General features: G+C 39.0%; 16 protein-coding genes. 4 read left to right on the top strand and 12 right to left on the bottom strand.

From position 1 onward, the window contains the following. Positions 1 to 64 precede the first annotated feature (64 nt). Positions 65 to 2,011 carry a S8 family peptidase gene (locus BME96_RS14905; RefSeq protein WP_071649440.1) on the bottom strand — a complete coding sequence of 649 codons (1,947 nt, stop codon included), beginning with the start codon at positions 2,009 to 2,011 and terminating at the stop codon, positions 65 to 67. A gap of 349 nt (positions 2,012 to 2,360) precedes the next feature. Here BME96_RS14905 and BME96_RS14910 point away from each other — a divergent pair, with 349 nt between their 5' ends. Both BME96_RS14910 and BME96_RS14915 read left to right on the top strand, forming a co-directional pair. Continuing rightward, the gene (locus BME96_RS14910; RefSeq protein ID WP_071649441.1) at positions 2,361 to 3,563 is read left to right on the top strand and encodes an MFS transporter; all 1,203 of its coding nucleotides are present in this window, start codon (positions 2,361 to 2,363) and stop codon (positions 3,561 to 3,563) included. 80 nt (positions 3,564 to 3,643) lie between these two features. Beyond that, positions 3,644 to 4,699, top strand: a complete 1,056-nt coding sequence (locus BME96_RS14915) for a dipeptidase (protein ID WP_083547480.1) — start codon at positions 3,644 to 3,646, stop codon at positions 4,697 to 4,699. Positions 4,700 to 4,900: 201 nt separating this feature from the next. Here the strand turns inward: BME96_RS14915 and menC are convergent, their stop codons facing one another. Further along, on the bottom strand, positions 4,901 to 6,019 hold the full coding sequence (gene menC / locus BME96_RS14920) for an o-succinylbenzoate synthase (RefSeq protein ID WP_071649442.1): 1,119 nt from the start codon (positions 6,017 to 6,019) through the stop codon (positions 4,901 to 4,903). A 310-nt stretch (positions 6,020 to 6,329) separates the two neighbouring features. Here menC and BME96_RS14925 point away from each other — a divergent pair, with 310 nt between their 5' ends. Continuing rightward, positions 6,330 to 7,625, top strand: a complete 1,296-nt coding sequence (locus BME96_RS14925; protein ID WP_071649443.1) for a S8 family peptidase — start codon at positions 6,330 to 6,332, stop codon at positions 7,623 to 7,625. 256 nt (positions 7,626 to 7,881) lie between these two features. Here the strand turns inward: BME96_RS14925 and dacB are convergent, their stop codons facing one another. After that, positions 7,882 to 9,432, bottom strand: a complete 1,551-nt coding sequence (dacB, locus tag BME96_RS14930) for a D-alanyl-D-alanine carboxypeptidase/D-alanyl-D-alanine endopeptidase (RefSeq protein WP_071649444.1) — start codon at positions 9,430 to 9,432, stop codon at positions 7,882 to 7,884. 400 nt (positions 9,433 to 9,832) lie between these two features. Here dacB and BME96_RS14935 point away from each other — a divergent pair, with 400 nt between their 5' ends. Further along, positions 9,833 to 10,699, top strand: coding sequence for a YitT family protein (locus tag BME96_RS14935; protein ID WP_019378739.1), 867 nt, complete (start codon positions 9,833 to 9,835; stop codon positions 10,697 to 10,699). 182 nt (positions 10,700 to 10,881) lie between these two features. Here BME96_RS14935 and BME96_RS14940 read toward each other — a convergent pair whose 3' ends face one another. From BME96_RS14940 to BME96_RS14980, 9 genes are all read right to left on the bottom strand, one after another. Next, positions 10,882 to 11,868 carry an NAD(P)H-quinone oxidoreductase gene (locus BME96_RS14940; RefSeq protein ID WP_019378738.1) on the bottom strand — a complete coding sequence of 329 codons (987 nt, stop codon included), beginning with the start codon at positions 11,866 to 11,868 and terminating at the stop codon, positions 10,882 to 10,884. A 133-nt stretch (positions 11,869 to 12,001) separates the two neighbouring features. Then, a complete protein-coding gene (locus BME96_RS14945) occupies positions 12,002 to 12,997 on the bottom strand; it encodes an LLM class flavin-dependent oxidoreductase (protein WP_019378737.1) in 996 nt (331 codons plus the stop codon). Positions 12,998 to 13,889: 892 nt separating this feature from the next. Continuing rightward, the gene (locus BME96_RS14950; RefSeq protein ID WP_071649445.1) at positions 13,890 to 16,094 is read right to left on the bottom strand and encodes a glycoside hydrolase family 84 protein; all 2,205 of its coding nucleotides are present in this window, start codon (positions 16,092 to 16,094) and stop codon (positions 13,890 to 13,892) included. A 282-nt stretch (positions 16,095 to 16,376) separates the two neighbouring features. After that, positions 16,377 to 17,087, bottom strand: coding sequence for a LutC/YkgG family protein (locus BME96_RS14955; protein WP_071649446.1), 711 nt, complete (start codon positions 17,085 to 17,087; stop codon positions 16,377 to 16,379). Next, the gene (locus BME96_RS14960) at positions 17,087 to 18,511 is read right to left on the bottom strand and encodes a LutB/LldF family L-lactate oxidation iron-sulfur protein (RefSeq protein WP_019379157.1); all 1,425 of its coding nucleotides are present in this window, start codon (positions 18,509 to 18,511) and stop codon (positions 17,087 to 17,089) included. Before BME96_RS14960 ends, BME96_RS14955 begins: the two co-directional genes overlap by 1 nt. A 14-nt stretch (positions 18,512 to 18,525) precedes the next feature. Further along, complete coding sequence (locus tag BME96_RS14965) at positions 18,526 to 19,242, bottom strand: (Fe-S)-binding protein (RefSeq protein WP_071649447.1); 717 nt, start codon at positions 19,240 to 19,242, stop codon at positions 18,526 to 18,528. A gap of 32 nt (positions 19,243 to 19,274) precedes the next feature. Further along, positions 19,275 to 19,979, bottom strand: a complete 705-nt coding sequence (locus BME96_RS14970) for a FadR/GntR family transcriptional regulator (RefSeq protein WP_071649448.1) — start codon at positions 19,977 to 19,979, stop codon at positions 19,275 to 19,277. A 200-nt stretch (positions 19,980 to 20,179) separates the two neighbouring features. Continuing rightward, positions 20,180 to 21,370 (bottom strand): coenzyme F420-0:L-glutamate ligase, encoded by a 1,191-nt coding sequence (locus BME96_RS14975; protein WP_071649449.1) that lies wholly within the window; start codon positions 21,368 to 21,370, stop codon positions 20,180 to 20,182. Positions 21,371 to 21,765: 395 nt separating this feature from the next. Further along, positions 21,766 to 22,338, bottom strand: a complete 573-nt coding sequence (locus BME96_RS14980) for an STM3941 family protein (RefSeq protein WP_019379153.1) — start codon at positions 22,336 to 22,338, stop codon at positions 21,766 to 21,768. Positions 22,339 to 22,507: the final 169 nt, after the last annotated feature.

Raw genomic sequence — 22,507 nt, forward strand, 5'->3', positions numbered from 1 at the left:
GTCCATTAGAACGCACAGAAAACCTATAGAGCCTATTCTTAGAATCCAAAATTCCCAAATTCATCTAAAACACTTGAACAAGTGATTGAAAGATGGAACGAAATAGGCCACCTATCCAGGAGAAGAATTGCATAAACAAGTTTTCATCGTTATCTTCATCTTGGTTTCCTTCATCGATAGCTGCTGTGGTACTCTGCTCGTTTTTATTGCTATCTTTACTCACATCACGCTGTTCACTTTGTGACTCTTTTTCTTCCACTTCCTCGGCTTTATTAGTTGATCCAGAAGCTGCTAAACTATCTTCTTGTTTAGCCTCCTTTTGCTTTTCATTATTTTCGCTGACCTGAGCTGGATTTTTGTGCTCTGACTGCTCATTACTTACAGGTGGTTCCTGTACAGGAGCCGGAATTGAAATACTGGGTTGCTTTTCTTCATCCTTTTTTCCTTCATCCACAGGAGGCGTTACATCTTTTTCGGGCTGCTGTTCTTGCTTATTTTCTTTTTCTTTTTTCTCCTCTTTTACCGGACTTTCCGGTTCAGGGTCACTTTCTTGATCTTCCTCTGGCTCTTTTTGTTTCTCGGAAATAATTAATCCGGATTTTTTCGTTGTTATGGTTTGAATAACACCTTTTGAGCGATTACCATAAATATCTTCTGTATAAATTGCAATATCATATGGTGTATTAGCTTCCAACTCCGTAAATGTGTAGGAGGTTTCTTCTGCCTTTGCCTTTTCTTTGACCATACTATCGTTCAAATAAATAATGGTTTTATCAAAATCTTCATTTTCTGGATTTATCCATTGGATAGAGAAGGCCTCACTTTCGGTTTTATGAAGCTTCAAGTCTGCTATTTCATCGGGAGCTGTAAAATCTGTAATATAACTAATACGTCCAAAACCAAAATATGAATCCCTGCCAGTTTCTCCTAAATCCTGTACATAATCTGTTAAGACCGCTCTTCTTTCTTCAGGATTTTTATCTGGAAGCTTTTGCTGCAGGAGTGCAAGCATCCCGGTTATATGCGGACTCGCTTGGGAAGTACCACTTGCAATACCGTAGTTTCCATTTAAATACGTACTAATAATATTTGTTCCAGGTGCTGAGAATTCAACTTCAGGTCCACTGGAAGCAAATGGAGCGGAATGAAACTGTTCATCTAATGCAGAAACAGCAATTACTTGTTCATACTTAGCAGGGTAAATCACCTTGCCATCACCTTCTCCATTCCCGCTTGCTCCAACTATAAGTATTCCCGCATCATAGGCCTGCTTTATTATTTTTTCTAAGGCGTCACTATGAAATTCAGTACCCAAAGATAGATTTATAATGTCCATTTCATGCTGAATAGACCATTCAATTGCTTTTAATAATGCATCCATATCACCTTCACCATGGCTATCCAATGCTTTAACGGCATAGATGGATGCATCGGGGGCAACTCCTACTACGCCAAAGCCGTTTTGCTCTGCCCCAATGATTCCAGCTACATGCGTACCATGTCCGTTATCATCCTCCCATTTTTCCGTATAATCCACTGTGGATACTCCTCCGGCAACTTTTAGGTCTTTATGTGGGGAAATACCTGTATCGATTACTGCCACCTTCACATCTTTACCGGTTGCCCCTTCCTCCCATGCATACGAAAATCTGGATGAACGAAGATTCCATGTTTCACCCTCTACTAATGTGTCTCCGTTTTTTATCTCATTTATAGAGTTACTGCTGTTGGAGAGGGTAACTGGGACATTTTCTTCTATATATGTAATATGTTCATTTCCTTTATATTTTTCAATATCACTCGCATTTATACTCACTGCAAAAGCAGATAAGCTTTTAAAATGATTATCTATGCTTTTACTTTGATTAACAATAAGCTGCTTCCCTACTTCATCTTTGTAGCCAATAATTACATCTTTCGTGGAGGCTTCTGCTCCATAGGAACTTACAGGCTGCCAAAACATACATACCAAACCGGTAAACAGTAGAAAAATGATCCGTTTAACATTCATTTATTCTATCTTCTCCTCTTAATCTATGATTGCTTTCAATATAAATTTTATCAGTAGAATCGAAGTTTGTATGTAGGAAATAGAAACTATTTACAATAATTTGTAGAAACACAGCTAAAAATATCAAATATCTGAAAATAATGTTTTTCCACTTCTTTTTCCTCTCCAATTATGTATAATATTCTTACAACAGTTAAGGAGGAATTAACAATGCAAAAAAACTTCACATTTTTTTCAAACCAACAATCAGGGGTGAAAAAACTATAATAATTTGTTTGACCAATTATTAGGAGAATGCTCGCTCCTGATTGTTTATTAACCGAATAAACAATTACAGGAGGATAAAAAATTGAAAATAGGAACATTAGCTGCGCGGAACATTCGCATTTTATTTTGGGCGGAATTATTTGGGAGCATTCGTTTTCTCCAACCAGTACTCGCTTTATTTTATTTTGCTCGAGGCTTGGATGAGTCACTAATTTTGTGGGTTATGATATTTTGGAGTACTGGTGTATTAATAGGGGAAATCCCTACAGGCATGTTTGCCGATCGTTACGGGGCAAAGCTATCCTTTATAATTGGTGCTATTTTGAGTATCATCAGCCACAGTTTACTTATATGGGCATACGATCCTTGGTTGTTTTTTTCAAGCAGTATACTTAGTGGTCTTGCTGTAACCTTCTTTAGTGGATCGGATGAGGCTCTTATTTATGAATCTTTGAAAGAATCCAATGAAGAAGATAAAATGGACCATGCGCTTGGAATCATCCAGTCGGCTCAATTTGTGGTCACAATCGGAGTCCTAATTATAGGCTCCATAATTGCAAAGGATTTAACGAATAACCAATTTAATTTACTTATTGTATTAGGAATAGCTTTTCAATCTGTCCAAGTCGGCTTGCTATTTTTTGTACAAAATCCGTCCAACCATGGAACATATCAGGAAAATCCTTTCCAACAAGTAAAAGAAGGATTACATGCTATTAAAAAATCACCACAGGTTTTATGGATGTTTTTGAATATTACACTTGTATTTATTCCAACAGCAGCTATTTTTGATAACTTTAGTGATAAATTACTTAGTGATGCGGGTTTGCCTGTTTATCTAATCGGAACGGTATTCGCATGTCTGGCTATACTAAGCTTTTTCATCTCACGCTCGATTGGGTGGATGACTGCAAGGATATCAAGAATCACGCTATTATATGCAACTGGTGCTTTAGGTGCCATATGTTTAATGTTTGTCGCTTTATATCGAGAGACATTGTGGGTACTTCTTCTCATGATGGTACTGCTTCGGTTTATCCGAACAGTCAGATACCCTGTTTATGCACAATTGGCGAACGACATTATTCCATCACATGTACGAGCAACGACAATCTCTTTACTCTCAATTATTGATTCTGTCTGTGATTTGGTTATATTTGCAAGTATTTCTGGAATAGCCATGTATGGTTTTGAAAAAATGTTCCTCGCCGCAGCGGGAATAGCATTAATAGGAAGTCTTATTCCTATTCGTGCTAATTTGATAAGGAATAATAATGAAAAATAGCAAGGATTATAGTGTACTTGACTCGAGGACCGAATATAGGAAGTATAGCAAATATTCACATAAGAAAGGCGGCTATTTCGATGAATATATTCCCCACCTTTGATGGCCATAATGACACACTGCTCAGATTACAAGAGAATGAAGCCACAGGGCTTCAGCAATTTTTCAGGGAAAGTACAACGGGACATATTGATTTACCACGAGCACATAAAGGCAAGTTTGGTGGAGGGTTTTTCGCTGTATTTACACCTAATGAAAATTATGAAGTCGCTCCGGATAAGTTTGTAACAGGTAATAGCTATGATTTACCATTACCTCCGCAAATTGATCAGCAAATGGCGTTAGCCTTTACAACAAGGGTAGCTACTAATTTGTTTAAATTGGAAAGAGCGTCATCAGGTAAATTAAAAGTAGTGAAAAATACGGAGGAGTTAATCTATTGTCTCAAAAACCAAATCCTTGCAGCCCTCTTTCATATAGAAGGTGCTGAAGCCATTGACACTAATTTTGACTCACTTCACCTCCTCTATAAGGCAGGCCTGCGCTCCCTTGGTATTACATGGAGCAGACCCAATGTTTATGGAGAAGGTGTGCCATTTCGTTACCCTTCCACACCTGATATTGGTCAAGGACTTACCGATCACGGAAAGGCACTTGTCCGTGAATGTAATGATTTGGGAATTATGGTTGATACAACACATCTAAATGAAAAAGGCTTTTGGGATGTCGTAGAACTTAGTGATTCACCTATTGTCGCAACACATTCCAATGTTCACGCCATTTGTGCAATTTCAAGAAACCTGACAGATAAGCAGTTGCAAGCAATTAAGGAGACAAATGGGGTAGTGGGCATTAATTATGCGATTAATATGCTCCGGGAAGATGGAGGATTTGATACGAATATCCCCCTTGAAACCATTGTAAAACACATTGCATATATAGCAGAAAATTTCGGAATTGATCATGTGGCGCTTGGATCAGACTTTGACGGCACAACGATACCTGCTTCGCTTAAAGATGTGCAAGGATTGCCTAACTTACAACAAGCTTTAAGTAACTATGGTTTTACAAATGAAGAAATTGAGAAGATTGCCTATAAAAATTGGGTGCGGGTTTTAGGGGATACTTGGAAATAGAAAATACTATTATATAAATATTACTGGAGAACAGCCGTCTATTATCTGATTAAAGATACTACTTGGCTGTTCTCTATTTGAATTTCAGGTTCTCTTATTTTTATAAATTTAACGTTAAATAATGTATTTCCCGGGCAATATTCGACTAAATGGTCCAATTGTTGCAACTTCTTTTTCACCAAATTGAAACACTGGCAATTTTTAGTGGAAATTAAATGTTTTCACATCTATTGTAGCCTTCTTTAATATCTTTTCATCTATCTCATTACCTATTCCAGGCTTATCTGGAACATGGATTAACCCTTGGTTCACTTCAACCTCAGGTTGGATAATGTCTTCCTGCCAGTAATGTGATGACCCTGCTGTATCTCCAGGCAATATAAATTGTGGCAGCGTAGTTAATGCCACATTATGAGCACGGCCAACTCCTGCCTCCAGCATTCCCCCACACCAAACAGGAATATTATTCTTTTCACAATAATCGTGAATACGTTTTGCTTCAGTTAAACCACCAACTCTGCCTATTTTAATATTAATTATTTTGCAGCTATCGAGTTGATTGGCCTTCTTCACATCTTCCAGAGAATGAATGCTCTCATCCAGACAAATTGGCGTATCCATTGCTGCCTGCAATTTTGCATGATCAACTATATCATCGTGTGCTAATGGCTGCTCCAGCATCATTAAATTTAACTCATCCATTTTTTTTAAGTGTTCTATATCTTGAAGTGTATAAGCAGAGTTCGCATCAGCCATGATTGGAAGGTCAGGAAAGTGGTAACGAACCTCTTTTAAGACATCAATATCCCTTCCAGGCTTGATCTTTATTTTTATTCGTTTATAGCCTTCCCGTACATATTTTTCAATTACATCCAGCAAATCTTGAGTTGTTGGCTGAATACCGATGCTGATCCCGACATCAATATTCTTTTTCGTGCCCCCGAGTGCTTCTGAAAGCGGCATATTCTCTCGCTTTGCATATAAATCCCAGATAGCACCTTCCAAGGCTGCTTTTGCCATGTTGTTCCGCCGAATGGAAGAAAATAAGCTGGAAACATCATCAGGATGAGCGATCGTATTTTTCTGAAGTATTGGAATTAAAAAATCTTCCATTATATGCTCATTTGTCTTTACGGTTTCCTCTGTATACCACGGGCTAGTAAACGCAACAGATTCTCCAAAACCACGCTTCCCATCCTCATCTACAGCTTCTGTAATAAAAAATTCCTTATCCTTTAGAGTGCCGAAACTTGTTGTAAATGGATTGATTAATCGCATGCTCAGCTTATGAAGTTTAATTTGCTTAATTGGAATAGACATTTTAAAGACCTCCGTTACCAAGTGTATTCTTCCCAATTATAAATGAAACGCTATATTTTTTAATGATAAAGGCTCTAAGTATTGAACAAAACTATGCTATGCCTTATAAAACCACCTATATATTTGTGTATTTTTCACCTTTAATGAAGGAAATTTTTTTGCTAACTAATCTAAAAGCATTAGTTAACTGAATTTTGGGATATTTGACTTATTGTAATTTACCAGAAAAGTAGATAAGCTTTAGAGCAAGTAGTGCATGCAGTCGAATAAAGCAAAGTGAAAACAACTATTCTATAAGGAGGAAGTAAGGATGACGGAGAGGAAACAAGTATGGTTTGAAGAAGCCAATTCCAGACTAGATCCCGGATTAGTAGGACAGTTGATGAAAAAAAGAAAAGAAGACCCAAATGAAACAAGTGAGGACACGCTACCAGTAATTGTGAAAGTTTACCAGAATTGCACAAAGGATATGAAGGAAGATTTGTTAAAAACATGTGCGGGAGATTCTTGTAATACGTTAAATGATGATATGGAAATTTTACACTCGTTGTATGGAGATTTAACTCCACAAAAGATCAGAGAACTAAAAGATCATGAGGCAGTGGAACGTATTTTTTATGACCGAGATGTAACGGCGTTTCTTGATGTGGCTACAAACGAAATAAATGCAGTAGAAGCACAACAAGATCTTGGCTTTACTGGAAATGATATTACTATTGCTGTCATTGATTCCGGAGTATTTCCGCATCCTGATTTAACAAAACCGGAGAATAGAATTGTTGCTTTCAAAGATTTTGTTAATAAGCAGGAAGAACCTTATGATGATAATGGCCATGGGACCCACTGTTGTGGAGACGCTGCAGGAAATGGACACCAATCTAATGGAAAGTATACGGGCCCAGCACCAGCAGCTTCTATTGTTGGCGTTAAAGTTTTAAATGAAAAAGGCGGTGGGAAGCTTTCCACTATTATACGAGGGATAGAATGGTGTATGAAGCATCGAGAAAAGTTTGGTATACGAATTATTTCTCTATCTCTAGGTGCTGAAGCATATGAATCTTACCGTGACGACCCACTCACCCAAGCAACCCAAAAAGCCTGGCATAGCGGTATAGTTGTATGTGCTGCAGCCGGAAACGACGGTCCATCACGCAGCACCATTAGTACGCCTGCCATTGATCCATTCATTATTACAGTTGGTTCTGCGGATGATCAAAACACAGTAACTCGATCAGATGCTGTTATTTCCAAATTTTCGAGTCGTGGTCCAACCATTGATGAATTAGTCAAACCAGATATTTACGCACCTGGCTCAAATATTATTTCTCTATTATCTCCCGGATCGGCGCTAGAAAAACAAATACCTGAGCGTGTAATAGATGAAAATTATGTATCACTATCTGGCACTTCGATGGCAACACCTATTTGTGCAGGAGTTATCGCTCTAATGCTTGAGGCAAATCCTCAGCTAAGTCCAAATGACATAAAAAGTATTTTACAAGCAACATCACAACCAACACTTGCAGATAAATGGGGATATATACATGCTAAGGCTGCCGTAGAGATGGCAAAAGATTACGTACAGCAGGTGCAGAAAGTGACTTGATTGAATGAGGTGGTTGAGGAGCCCTCTCATCTTGGGGCGCGTTCTCTCATTTGAATGGTGGAGTCTCTCATCTCGGAGCGAGTTCTCTCATTTGAATGGTGGAGTCTCTCATCTCGGAGCGAGTTCTCTCATTTGAATGGTGGAGTCTCTCATCTTGGAGCCAGGTTCTCTCATTTGGCATTTGATTATGTCCGCTTCAAAATTTGTTACCCGTCCATTAAAAAAGAACATCTCCTTCGAGGGAGATGTTCTTCCTTTATTCATCAAAGCTATGCTCGGCCAATGCTGTCACAATAGCATCTTGAATTTGTGGCATGGAGCCTTGGATATAATTGTTCATCATAATGGAGAAGATTAACTTTTCCCCATCCTTGTTTGTTACATAGCCGGATAACGTGTTTACTCCAGTTAATGAACCTGTTTTAGCATGCACATTACCTTTTGTTGCCTCTCCTGTTAAACGGTAACGTAGTGTTCCACCAACCAATCGCTCAGGCTCTCCGGCAACTGGAAGTGCGTTCTTAAACTCCGGGAACCAGCTTTCGTCCTGAATTTCAAATAATAATTTTGACAACTGATTTGCAGGTAATAAATTCTTGTGAGACATTCCTGCACCATCTCGAAGCCGAATTGTATCCATCGCTAAATCATTGTTTGTAAGAACATCCTCAACAACATCAAGTCCTTTATCCCAACTTCCCTCTTTCTTTATTACCTGGCCCATTTCCTTCACTAAAATTTCTCCGTGTCCATTGTTACTTAGTTTCAAAAATGGGACAAGCAGCTCTTTCAAAGGCATGGAGTCCTTTTTTGTAAGTATTTCTGCATCTTTTGGTGTCTTTCCAACTGCTGCTTCGCTATTTCCAATCATTGTAATCCCCTGCTCTTCCAACGATTGTTTAAATACATCGACAACATAACGAGTAGGCTCCCATACCGCAACCCAAGACTTAGAAGAGGAATCTAGCGGGAGATTTCCACTTATAGTAATCGTATTCGTGCCATGATCTCGTTGAACAGAAATTTGTTTTGAGGTCCCTTTTGCTGTCGTTTTAGCTTCATTATTAATTGTAATGTAATCTGTCTGTGGTGATAGTACTACTTTAGGGTTGTCACCAGCTTTTTCACCAGGGAGGACTTGAACAATTACCGTACCTGAGTCGTAGTCCTTATTTGGTGAAAGGGTAAGTGCGGAAATTTGGGCTGCTGTATAATTACTTTCATCATCCCAGTTAATATCAGTCGCCAGTCGCACATCATCAAACCAAGTATCATCACCAACAATATTTCCTTTTATTTTATGAATGCCTTGCTCCTTTAATTGCTTGGCAAAATGATCCAAGTCCTCCTCTAGCAAGGTGGGGTCGCCTTTTCCCTTCAAATAGAGGTTCCCTTGCAAAACCTTTCCTTTTAATTTACCGTCTGTCAGTACTTGCGTGGTGAACCTGTGATCTTCTCCTAAAGTTGATAAAGCTGCAACTGCTGTAAGAATTTTCTGGTTAGAGGCTGGATGTAAACGCATCTCCCCAGAATGGTTATATAATATTTCTCCATCACTCGCGTTACGTATGCTTATCCCTGTTGATGTTCCCTGCAACTGACTTTTGCTTAATATAGCATCAAGCTTCTCTTGAAGTTCTGTAGCGGTCATAGTCACTTTTTCATTCGGTTGTTTGGCTTCCACTTTCGCAATCTGATCCGATGCTACGACGTTTGAGGTACTTTCTTGGATGACAAAAGGGATACATATGAGTACAGCAATAGATACAATAAATAGAATGTTTCTCATCTTTTTACCAAAAATCATTAGCCTGTCCCCCTTAATGAAATTAGATTATTTAGAATTATACCACTTCATTACACGTTCTCCTATGGATTAGGAGAAAATGGGTTCTAAGTACCCAATATAGTTTGACCATTGAAACCAAATCAATACTTTAAGCATATGTAAAATTGAGAGCAACAATAACCTTATTGCGTAAAGGATGTAAACATATTTATTCTATAAAATAGGACAGGCACATAGAATAAGTAGGGGTGATTCTATGGATGTATGGAAAAACAAGATTACAAACGATACAATGGTAAAAAGTAATACAAATCTAACTTGGCGAAAAGCGTCTGTGTAAATCCAAACTCAGCACCTTTGTTTATGTTAAAATTAAATTAAGGTAGCGAAATACATAAATTTTTAAGGGGTCTATCGGATGAGGGAACATTCCAAACAAAAAAGCAAGATTTCAATTATTTTTAAATACATTCAAATGATTGCTGGAGCAGCGATTACAGCTGCCTCCCTTGAGTTATTTCTTATACCGAACTCAATTATCGACGGTGGGATTATTGGAATATCATTGTTAATCAATCATTTGTCAGGACTGAATTTCGGTATTCTTATCTTAATCATAAACGCTCCTTTTCTTGTGGCAGGATACAAACACATAGGAAAAAGCTTCTTTATTGCTTCTATACTAAGCATTGTTGCATTATCCATTCTTGAAGCTCCTTTAGAGCATATTGCGCCAGTTACCCATGAACCGCTTTTAGCTACAGTTTTTGGCGGGTTGATCCTGGGAATTGGAGTTGGTACGGTTATTCGGGCTGGAGGTGCGCTCGATGGTACTGAAATATTGGGAATACTTCTGACAAAAAGGCTTCCGTTTTCTGTTGGGGAATTTGTTATGTTTCTTAATGTATTCATCTTTGGTTGGGCTGGTTTCGTGCTAGGGTGGGAACAGGCAATGTACTCCATTCTAACGTATTATATTGCCGCAAAAGCAATCGATGCGGTTGGGCAAGGCTTCACCGGTGATACAAAAGCTGCGGTAATCGTCTCTAATGAATATGAAGAAGTTGCCTCTGCGATTAATGACAGACTTGGCCGTATGGTGACGAAGCTGCACGGTCAAGGTGGCTATATAGATAAAGATAAGGATGTTATCTTTGTAGTTGTAACACGTCTGGAGCTCTCAAAATTGAAAACAGTTGTGCATGATATTGATGAAAAGGCATTTATTACAATTATGGATGCCCAAGAAGTTCACGGCGGCAGATTTAAATCAGCTATACACTAAGGAAGGAAAGCAGTCATAGCTTAAAATAGGTGGTTACTGCCGATTGCTCTGCTGCAGATTAAATCCCCCCTCAGCAGATAGTCTTATATCTCTAGTTTGCAGTTTCCCTGATAAATGATGAAATTAAATGAAACTCTAACTTATTTAAAAGCTCCATAATGAAGAGAAGGATAGGCAACGCCCTATCCTTCTTCATCTATTCGAAGTATAATCTTACCAATGTTTTTGTTTTCCTCCATATGTTTGTGCGCTTCCTGTACATCCTCTAATTTAAAAATCTTATCAATAATCGGTTTTATCTTATTCTCTTGAATTAGTGGAAGTACGTGCTCGGAGAAATCCTGCGTTAATTGCTGTTTATATTCATCACTTCTAGGTGTTAAAAGCGTACCTTTTAGTTGCACCCTTTTTAACATAAGCTGCATCAAATTTACTTTTTCAACTTCCGTCCCACCAAGCACTCCTATTAAAATCCAGCGTCCATCCGTACAGATGCTTTGCAAATTTTTCTCCCAATAAGATGCACCAATGAAATCCAAAATCAGATCTGCACCTTGATCATTTGTAGCTTTTAAAACTTCTTCTGGAAAAGATTCTTCTTTATAATTAATACAAACATCTGCACCTAGGGATCGGCAATAATCAAGTTTTTCAGCTGAACCGGCTGTAGTAATAATTTTTGCCTTGGTCAATTGCTTTGCAAGCTGGATAGCCGCAGTTCCTACTCCACTGCCACCGGCATGGATGAGCACGGTATCTTCATCAGTCAATCCGCCTAGCCAAAACAAGGTTTGGTATGCTGTTAGAAAAACTTCCGGAATTGCTGCTGCCTCTTCAAATGACAGGTTATCTGGTATTATCATTGCTCGATCTGCAGGCATCACAGCATATTCCGCATATGCTCCCCCATTCACAAGTCCCATTACCCTTGTTCCTTTTTCAATGTTTACATCTGAAGCTACGTCAACGACCTCACCCGCAACCTCAATACCTAATATAGGATTTGTGTTATAACCGGACTTACCTTCCCGGTTCACGATATCTGTGCGATTCACAGCCGCTGCATTTACTTTTATGAGGATTTCTCCCTGTTTTGGTAAAGGCTTGGAGAATTCTTTTACCTGCAACTGTTCCGCACCGCCAGGTTGTTTTACATTAACTGCTTTCATAAGAGACTCCTTTCTCATAAACAAATAAATTGAGTATGCTATCTTCATTTTCTATAGATTATAGAAGATGAAATGAAGGATGCAAAGCAAATTGCTTTTGGGTATCAAGTTTTACGTTTGATCCTTCCTGCTTCTATAAATCAAAGACTTCAGCAAGCAGTTGATATGACCTTCGCTTTTTCGCGATGTCATGAATATTTGTAATGATCATAAATTCATCTGTCTGGTAAAGTTCGCTTAAGCGGAGGAGTTCATCTTTCACTTCTTGTGGATTCCCTATTACACAACGCTTGCGATTTTCCTGCATGATTTCCAATTCTTCATGAGTAAAATTTTTCTTTTTTACTTCCTCCAATGTTGGCACTTTCGTATCTGCACCTTTTCCCACACTTAATAACCATTTATCTTGTGTTAATGCTAGTTCTTCTGCTTCTTCAGTCGTATCTGCACATACAACAAATATACATATCATTGTTTGCGGCGTGGTCATAGATACCGATGGTGTAAAAGATGCTCGGTATGTTTCCAAGGCTTCCTTGCCATTTTTTGGTGAAATAAAATGGCCGAAGACGAACCCCGTTCCCAATGCAGCCGCATTACTCGCGCCACGTTCTGAAAGACCGAGCACCCACATTGGCGGGATCTTTTCTACACGTGGTCCTGCTTTTACCAACCGAAACTCATGGTCTTTTGGTAACGTATTATGAAGAAATCCCTGCAAATCTGCCAATTGACGCGGGAAATCCTGTAAGCTTTTATTCATGTTATCCGTTATTGCTGACCTTGTTAGCTGGGAACCCCCAGGTGAACGTCCAACACCCAAATCAATGCGTTCCGGGAAAAATGCTGCTAATGTTTTAAAGTTTTCCGCTATTTTATAAGGGCTATATTGAGGAAGCAGCACACCACCTGATCCGACACGAATCGTATTAGTAACTGAAGCAATACGTGTCATCATAATTTCTGGAGAGGAACTAGCTAGACCGTTCGTATTATGATGCTCTGCCACCCAGTAACGATGGTAACCTAATTCTTCTGTCCATCTGGCAAGCTCCAATGATTGCTGCAACGCTTCCTCCGGACTAGAATGACGAGAGATGGGTGCCTGATCCAACACACTTAATTTCATCAATCTTCCTCCTTCTTTTACCAGTCTATATAATCAGAAGGTAAAATGGAAATGATCGATATGGTTCTGCTTATTAAAAAGAGCTTCTACCGCAATTGTTGGGGTACAAACGTATTTGTTCATTCATAGTTGGAAGAAACTGTGACGTAGTGGATATGATTTTCTAATCTCGCTACGGGAAAATATTACGCTTTCCGCGGGCGGCCTGCGAGCCTCCTCGAACTCCACTAACGTTAAGTTCTCCGGGGTCTCGCTAGTCTCGCTTTTCCCGCTGGAGTCTACATATTTCCCCTCCGCTAGGATGAGTCAGGATTATCAAAGTTATAATATATTTGTCACAAAAAAGTTGAGCAAACTCTAAACTTAGATAAAAGTCTATACCAATTGATTGGAATGGAAGATGGCGACTCCAGCCGGAATAGCATGAAGCCACTGAAAAAGTCCGGTAAATTCTTGAGAAGGCTAGTTCCAAAAAATTACATCACCACTTTTTAGTCTATGAGTGGAATAAAATGGTTCTGGCTCTCCATTTATGCGTATTAACAAAACAAAATTTTGGGATAGCGTCTTTTGAAAAACTTCTATTTTAGTAGAAAATGACTTTTTCAGTGGCCTCGAATAGCATGAGCTGAAGACCCTGGACGGAGCGTAGCGGAGGAAGCGGCTGAAGCCATGCCGGCGGAAAGCGTCCATCTGCAATGGAAAGCAATGAGGCTCACCTCTTCAATATTTCAGTGAGCTTTCCAACAACAAAGATATTTTTCACACGTAACTTAAATACCAAAAGTTACGTCGCAGTATATCTATTTTCCGAATCATTGAATAACCCCAACAATTATTTTAGAGCAAAAGAAAGAGGGCTATTGTAAAACACAACAGCCCCCTTTCACTACTACTTCGGTATAGTAATCAGTACTCGCTGGTCTTTAATTTCCACTTCGGCGCCAAGCACTGCATTTTCCATAAGCCAATCACTTCCATGTATACTTAGAACATAACCATTCGTAGGGATTTCGGAATTGTTACCGCCTCTCTCTACAACTTTCCCATCAACTACGGTAACTTCATAACCATAAATATTTGTCCCTGTGGTCTTGCCATGTTCAGGAGTATACTGAATTAACTGGTCTGCTCCACGGCCTTGATTAATACCATCAAGCGGTCTTGATAACACGTACTCTCCATAAATGGCCTGAATCAAAAACGGTTCAAGAACAAATTTACCTACTTCTTGAGGGATTTCATCTAATTTTTCGATCATTGCTTGAAGCTCTTTTCTATGCTTTTCGGCACTAGCACTATCTCCCTCTTTTTCTTCCATTAAAAGGTTTACAGCAATAACGCCTGCTTCTCCATACAATTTTAATTTATTTAAGTATGGGTCCACTTCCTGTAAGAATTTTTCATTCTCCATGTGGCCTCTTAATTTTTCGGGAACTTGCTGTAGTTTTTGAAACTCCTTAATTAAAGCTTCTGCTTGTTTTTCAGCCTCCCCATTTGCTTCATATACTTTCCAAAAGTCTTCAAGTAATGGGTCAATCGTTAACGATTCTGTATCACTTAGTCTGGATGAATAAGAATTCTCTGCGAAAGTTCGCAAGTATTCTGAGGCTTCTCCCCCAAAGCTTTGAATGCTATTTTCCCATGATTGCTTGGGATCATATTCATATGGGTTCCAAGCATAATCCGCAACTGTATAAAGTGGAATCTTTGAGGCTTCCGCTTCATTCATCGGATTAGCAATCAAACCAGATACTCCGTTCTCCACTAAGTCGGCATCCCTTTTTTCTAAGGGTCCAAGAAACAGCCGGTTACGATCAAAGTCATTAACAGGATAATTATCCCACAGCAATAATTCATGGTTAAAAATGTCTGAAACCTTCTTCGCACCTTCAGATGTAATTGACTCAGAAACTACATTAGGGCCTGTCCACATTACCTTCATATCCTGCTCTGTCAATTCAGCAAAACGTTCTCTGTACGTATTAGTATGTGTCCCAGCATAATCAGTTGGAACAGTGATTAATTGCTCTGCACCTTCATGTGTATCAATGAATTCTTTTTTAAAGCGATTTAAAAAATATGTTTGGGCAGCTGCTGTAGGGTTAGCATCATCACCAAACTTCTTTTTATCCTGTTCGCAGTGCAGTTCATAACTAATGTCATCAAGGAAAATGGCATAAGAGCGTACACCTAACTCCCACATTGTATCCATCTTATCCATTAATAACTCAAAGTCTTTGTCACCTGAATAGCAAACAGTGTTACCCGGTGATAATGAAAAGGTAAACTCTACATGATTTTCCTTTGATTTATTAATCAATTCTTTTAGTTCCTTCAACTTATTTTCCGGGTAAGGCTTACGCCAATCTTCTCTGTGGTACGGATCGTCTTTTGGTGCGTACATATAGGAATTCAATTTATTATCTCCATAAAAATCCAATTGACTTAATCGATCTTCATGAGACCAAGTCGGCCCATAGAACCCCTCAATGATGCCACGTTCTTTCATTTCTGGCCAGTCTGTCACTTCCACCTCTGGAATCCAATTACGTCCTTTTCTTTCCTGAATAAGTTGACGAAAGGTTTGCGCGGCATAGTATGTACCTGCTTTGTCTGTTCCAGCTAGCAAGATTTGTTTTTTATCCTTATTTGTTACAAGCACATAGCCTTCATCCTTCATTTCCTCGAGATCATCAGTATCTACTTCATCCAATACATCCTCTGTTTCCTCATTCATGGAGGGCACACCAAGAAATATAGTTACAGGGGCGTGTATTTTCTCATTATCTTCTTGTACCTTCATACGTTTGACTCCAGCATTTTTTAGCGTGTTCTTTAATTCATTTAATGCTGCCTCATCCGCATTTTCCCCAACGACAATACCTACAACAGGCGGAAGCGGAAAAGCCTCATCACCTACTTCTATTTCCTGTGGCTGGGGATTAACAGTAATCGTTCTTTCTTGCTCTCCCTCATCATCTGCATATGCAGAATGATTTGGTAATACGAATGATGTTAATAAAATTGTCAATATAAAAATCACGGGGAAACTGCATAGAATACGTCGTCCATTTTCTTTCTTGTTCTTTACCAAATTTATCACCTTCCCTACTATTATTAAAACGCTTACTTAAATGCTAGCATTCATATTGAAAGGCTGTCTATGCAACTATTGACGGTTTTTTTAAAGTGTTTAACCCTTGCTAGTTACTAAAAACGGACAAATTGATGTACTCTTCACTATGGACCACTACTTTTTGTCTATGAGTATTTACTTACTACATCGTTTGTATGTATAAAACAACAAGCGGACGATCGTTTTCATAAATGACGTCCGCTTGGAACTTTTGTAGTGGAAAAGAAGCATGTCTATCTATTAGTCACCATCATCAACAACAATATAAGTTGCTCTTACAGGCCCATGAACGCCAACAATCAAATTCATTTCTATATCGGCACTGTTACTCGGTCCTGATATAAAACTTATACAGGAGGAAACCATATGCCCTTGTTCATGTGCTTCATGAATTTGTTTTGCCGCTTGGGTCATTCTAGGAACGATTGTGCTCTTAGGGATAATTGCAATAAAATTTTCTGGCAACAGGCTGATCGACCTTCCATTATCTTTGTTATTGAATAAAGTTACGGTACCAGATTCTGCAAGGGTTATGTCACTAAAGTTAATGCCTACATCAGCCCGTTCTGCAATAATTTGATTTTCCTTCCCTGCTTTAGAATCCCATACGTGTACCTCCTCACCCCCCGTACGTAATTTATCAAAAAGAAGATCTAGTCCGAATTTTTCGTTGCGATCGTCTTTTGCTGTGATGATTTTCTTTCCATAAACAGCTACTGTCTCTTCCACTGTTTGAGGTAATTCCGCAATAGTTGTCCTTTTAAAATCAGTATGAATTGCCTTACATTGCTTTTCCAATACATCGACCAATTCATCCTGGCTGCATCCTTCCAATACCTGCCACTGTGGCTGCACACTCCATTCAGGTCGTTTAACCCCTTCCGTTCTCCTTGGCCTTCCTAGATTGTTCGCCAACTTATTTAAAAAGCGATCCCTGTTTTGAATTGCCATTATGTTTGCTCCCCTTTCTGTCTTTCTTTAAACCAGGCTCGGAAGCTTTGTTTACTTGGGGCAGGAAAATCACGGACATCCGTCCAACCTTTTAAGGGACCAGGTCCATTGGAGATTTTTTCATGCTTTGTCCATGGCTTGAGTGCCATTCGAGCCATCTTTGCACTCATTTTATATGCAGCCGGATTGGATGCCCAGTTTGCATATCCTTTCATAGCTACTTTCTCTCCAGTAGGAGCCATATTTTCCTTTTCAACAATAATTTCCCGATGGCGAATTAATTGCTCATGAAGAGGAATTTTTACAGGGCAGGCTTCCGTACATGCTGCACATAATGTGGAAGCATATGGCAATTCCTTATGATCCTCATACCCATCCAACAGCGGGGTGAGTACAGCTCCAATCGGGCCGGGATATATAGAACCATATGCATGGCCACCAACATGGCGATATACCGGACATACATTTATACATGCAGCACAACGAATACAGTGAAGCGCAGACTGAAATTCAGTTCCAAGAATCTTTGAACGGCCATTATCAACGATTACTAAATGATAGTCATCAGGTCCATCTATTTCCTCTTCCAAACGCTTCCCCGTCACGGATGTAACATAGCTTGTCAACTTTTGCCCTACAGCGGCACGGGTTAACAGGCTTACTAGTACGTCCAATTCTTCCCATGTGGGGACAATTCGCTCCATACCCATCACTGTAATCTGTGTATCTGGTAATGCTGTAACTAATCGGGCATTCCCCTCATTTGTCACAAGTGTCACCGCACCTGACTCTGCAACTGCAAAGTTACAACCAGTTATTCCAATATCCGCAGATAAAAATTCCTTACGCAGTTGCTCACGGGCAAACAATGCAAGCTCTTCAGGCTTATCCGTTTTTTGGTACCCCTTTTTATTTTCGAATGTTTCTTGTATTTGCTGTCTATTTTTATGAAGTGCGGGAGCAACAATATGAGAAGGTGGATCTTCATCCAATTGTAGAATCCATTCTCCCAGATCTGTCTCCACCACCTCAGCGCCAACATCTTCCAGAGCTTCATTTAAACCAATTTCTTCTGTTACCATTGATTTAGATTTAGCTACTTTTCTTCCATTTTTCTTTTTAACCACATTTTTAATATATTCATTGGCCTCTTCAGCTGTTTCAGCAAAGAAGACATTGCCCCCACGATTTTCTACCTGTTCACTCAATTGTTGCAAATAGAAATCGAGATTTTCCATCGTATGTGTACGAATTTCTTCTCCAAGTGTTCGCCAATCCTCCCAATCACCCAACTCTTCTGCTGCGCTTAGGCGTCCATTTCTTAGCCGGCCTTGAGCAGAAGAAACAGCCTGACGCATAAAATCGTTCTTTAAGCCTTCCTGGACACGATCCTTAAAAGAAGTATCTCCAATTTGCAAACCCATTCAGCCCCACCCCTTTATTGATGATTTAATACCTCTGTAATATGAAGAATCTTAATATTTTTTCCTTCTCTTGTCATACGTCCACCTATATTATATAGGCAAGCCATATCTCCACCGATCAGATATTCAGCCCTTGTCTCGGAAACATGCTGTGACTTTTCCTTTACCATTTCTCCTGAAATCACGGAATTCTTTACAGCAAATGTACCACCAAACCCACAGCAATCTTCTGCAAGCGGCAGCTCAATCAGATCCATCCCTTTTACATTTCTTAATAGCTTTTGCGGTGCGTCCTTTACTCCTAAAACCCTCGTCATGTGACAGGATGGATGATAAGTCACCCTTCCATTAAAGGTAGCTCCAACATCTTCTATTCCTAACACATCAACTAGAAACTGAGTGACTTCATACGACTTCGCTGCTAGATTATTCGCTTGTTCCTCCCATTCTGGATCACCACGGAATACTTTTGGATACTCTCTGAGCATTCCAACACATGAGCCAGAGGGCCCAACTACATATTCTGCATCTTTGAAAGCTCGCATCATCTGCCTCATCGCTTTTTTGGAATTCTGTAAATAACCACTATTAAATGCTGGTTGGCCACAACATGTCTGGGCCTCTGGAAAATCTACCTCACAACCGGCTTTTTCCAAAAGTTCTACTGTATGTTTACCAACATCTGAACCTATGATGTCACACATGCAAGTAATGAATAATGATACTTTCATAGAATTGCCTCCCCTTATCTCCTAAAACATTTCTATAAATACTTAAACAGTAGTTGTTCAACACCTACTAAATGATTCAGCATATATTCTCTAGCCTGTACAGCGTCCCCTGCCTTAATTGCATCATAGATCAATTGATGCTCTGCAAGTAACTGTTCATCTCTACCTTCCGTGTATAGTAGTAGTTTTCGAGTTTCTAAAATTGTTTCCACCATAATCTCTGAAACACTACTTAGCAAATTAACTAACATCGCGTTATGGCTTGCATGAACAATTGCCAGGTGAAAATTGAAATCCGCCCGTTCACCAAGCTCTCCATCGCCAATGGCAGCCTCCATATCTTTTAGTATTTGCTCCAGATTTCTTATATCCTCTTCCTCATGATTATCAGCGGCTGAAGCTGCAGCACCTGCTTCCAAAATTCGTCTCACTTCAAATAATTCTTTTACATCCTCTTTTTTCATAAGAAATGCTGTTGTAACAGGAAGATAGAATTTAGAAGCATCATATTCTGTAACGTATGTGCCCTCTCCCTGCCTCATCGTAAGCAATCCCATCGCTCGAAGGCCACTTAGTGCTTCACGAATAACAGACTGACTTACCTCAAAATTTTTAGCCAGTTGAGAAACAGATGCTAATTTATCTCCAGGGTTCAAGTCACCAGTCTTTATCCAATTCAGGATTGTATCAGCTACTTCCTCGTAAATCTTTTTAGCTTTAATCGGTTTATATTCCATTTGCATCTCTCCATTGTCTCAACAGACATTAGGTCATCTGATGAGTTATGTTAATTAAAAACTATACCATTTACTACCACATGTCAATATAACTCTTGAAAATTGTATCTTAAAAGAGAGTTTCCTCTTGGAACAAATAAGATTAATTATTATACTTATTCAAAAAAAACAGCATCTCATAAACATGAGATGCTGCCTTTTTATTTTGTATAGTTATCAAAATATCCTTGAATATAAACAATTGGTGTACCTTTATCTCCACTTCCCGTAGTTAGATCAGAAAGTGAGCCAATAAGATCCGTCAGTTTACGAGGAGTTGTTCCTTGAGCCTCCATTGCGCCAACAAGGTCTTCGCCTTTATTGTCAATGAACTCGGAAATTGCTTTTTGTAGTTCTTCTCCTTTTAGCTCAGAAAAATTATTATCAGCAAGATACTTTAATTTGATTTCATTCGGTCTCCCGTCAAGCCCTTTTGTATATGCCGGAGATACAACCGGGTCAGCAAGCTCCCAAATTTTACCTACTGGATCCTTAAATGCACCATCACCAAAGACCATTACTTCTACATTTTTACCTGTCTTCTCCAAAATCATTTGCTGGATCCGCTCAACCACTGGCTGACAGTCCCTTGGAAAAAGCTTCACCGCTTCATCGGTAGATTTATTAGAGCCGAGCAGACCGTACTCTTCATTATAGCCACTTCCATCTACAGGAGCAGAAAGAATATCATCAAGCCCGTACACTTTGCTACCGCCATTCTCTTTTATGATTCGTTTTGTCCGATTTCTTGTATGAATATCACAAGCTAGAACACTTTTCGTATAATCTAAAATTGTTTTCGGGCTATTGGAGAAGATAACCTCACATTCAATTCCCTGCGCTTCTACAAGGGACTTATAGTATTCAATATAATCTACACCGGTAAAAGTATGCTTCATAAAACCAAAGTGGGTACGAAATTCATCTTCTGATAGGACATCTGTCCATGGATTAATTCCCTTTTCGTCTAAAGAATCTAAGTCCACAAGATGGTTTCCTACCTCATCGGAGGGAAAGCTCAACATAAGAACAATTTTTTTTGCTCCCTTCGCAATACCTGTTAAGCAATTGGAAAAACGATTTCGGCTTAAAATTGGAAAAATCACTCCAATTGTATCTTCCCCAAATTTAGCTGAAACATCTTTTGCTATATCGTCAACAGAAGCATAGTTTCCTTGTGCGCGTGCTACAATGGATTCCGTCAACGTTACTATATCACGTTCCTGAACTGCAAATTTTTCCGTTTCTGATGCTTTCAAAACACTATCAACGACAATTTCTTCTATTTGATCACCTTCATTAATAATTGGACAACGAAGCCCTCTTACTACGGTTCCCACAACTCTTTCCACAAAAATCTCTCCTTGTATGTAAACTGCATAAGTACTATATAACTATACGCGTTTTTTAGTGTAGAAGTAAAGGGAAAAGTTAAAGATTCTATAGTGTTGGAAGGCATTGAAATATGAAGATTTTGATTGAATTTATGGTGGCCTTTTAGTTGTGGCGACTGTGTCTCATATTTCTGCTGGTTCTCTCATTTGTCTGGTTGCGTCTCTCATATTTCTGCTGTTTCTCTCATTTGCGACGCTGTGTCTCTCATATTTCTGCTTTCTCTCATTTGAGTGGCTGTGTCTCTCATATTTCTGCTTTCTCTCTCATTTGAGTGGCTGCTTCTCTCATATTTCCGCGGCCTAATCTACTTCAAGTTGATTTTTGTTAAATTTAATCATATCGCTGGAAATCTTTATTCTTTATCTACCATTGTCCATGAGACCACTTCTTCTGGCTCCATGGAATTCATTGTGGTTTCCCATTGATCGTTAATATTTTTAAACAAATCATCAATGGAGCAATCTAAATTATTCAGTGGAATGTTTGCTTGTGCACTGACAAGCCCTTTATTTAAGGAATTTAATACCTTTACAAGTCCTGTTGATCGATCTCTAATAGCATCCGGATCATACGTAAAAATAGCTAAGTGAGGTTGCCCACCTATAGAAACTACATCGATTTTTTCTATCTCTTGCCACTTAATTAATCCGGGTCCGATCATGGTGGACTTATCTGTAATACCCTCTTTTGAAACGATTACAGCTGGCTTTCTTTTTATTACGGATTTTGTAAAAAAATAAGTCCCTATTGCAAAGAAAGCAGCACACACTGGCATTAGGACTAATAATAGATTTTCAAGAACTCCAGTTGCCCCGCCACCTAAAAGTAATAAAAAGATTCCACCACATAAAAACACAAAGATGGTGGAAAATAACGCTAATACAACCATTCTTTTTTTCTTTGGATAAACAACAAATTCCTCCATTAAAACACTCCCTTTTCTTCCATCTTATAGCAGCATAATAATGATTAATTCTAATTACAAGTGTAGTAGGACCCATTTTAGGTATAAAGTTTCAAATAATTGCTCTTCTCGTAAAAAAGAACATGAATTAAAATTTAAAGCTGCCTTTTCCAATGAAAAGCAGTATTAT

Source organism: Virgibacillus halodenitrificans (assembly GCF_001878675.1).
In the GTDB taxonomy this organism is placed as follows: domain Bacteria; phylum Bacillota; class Bacilli; order Bacillales; family Amphibacillaceae; genus Virgibacillus_Q; species Virgibacillus_Q halodenitrificans.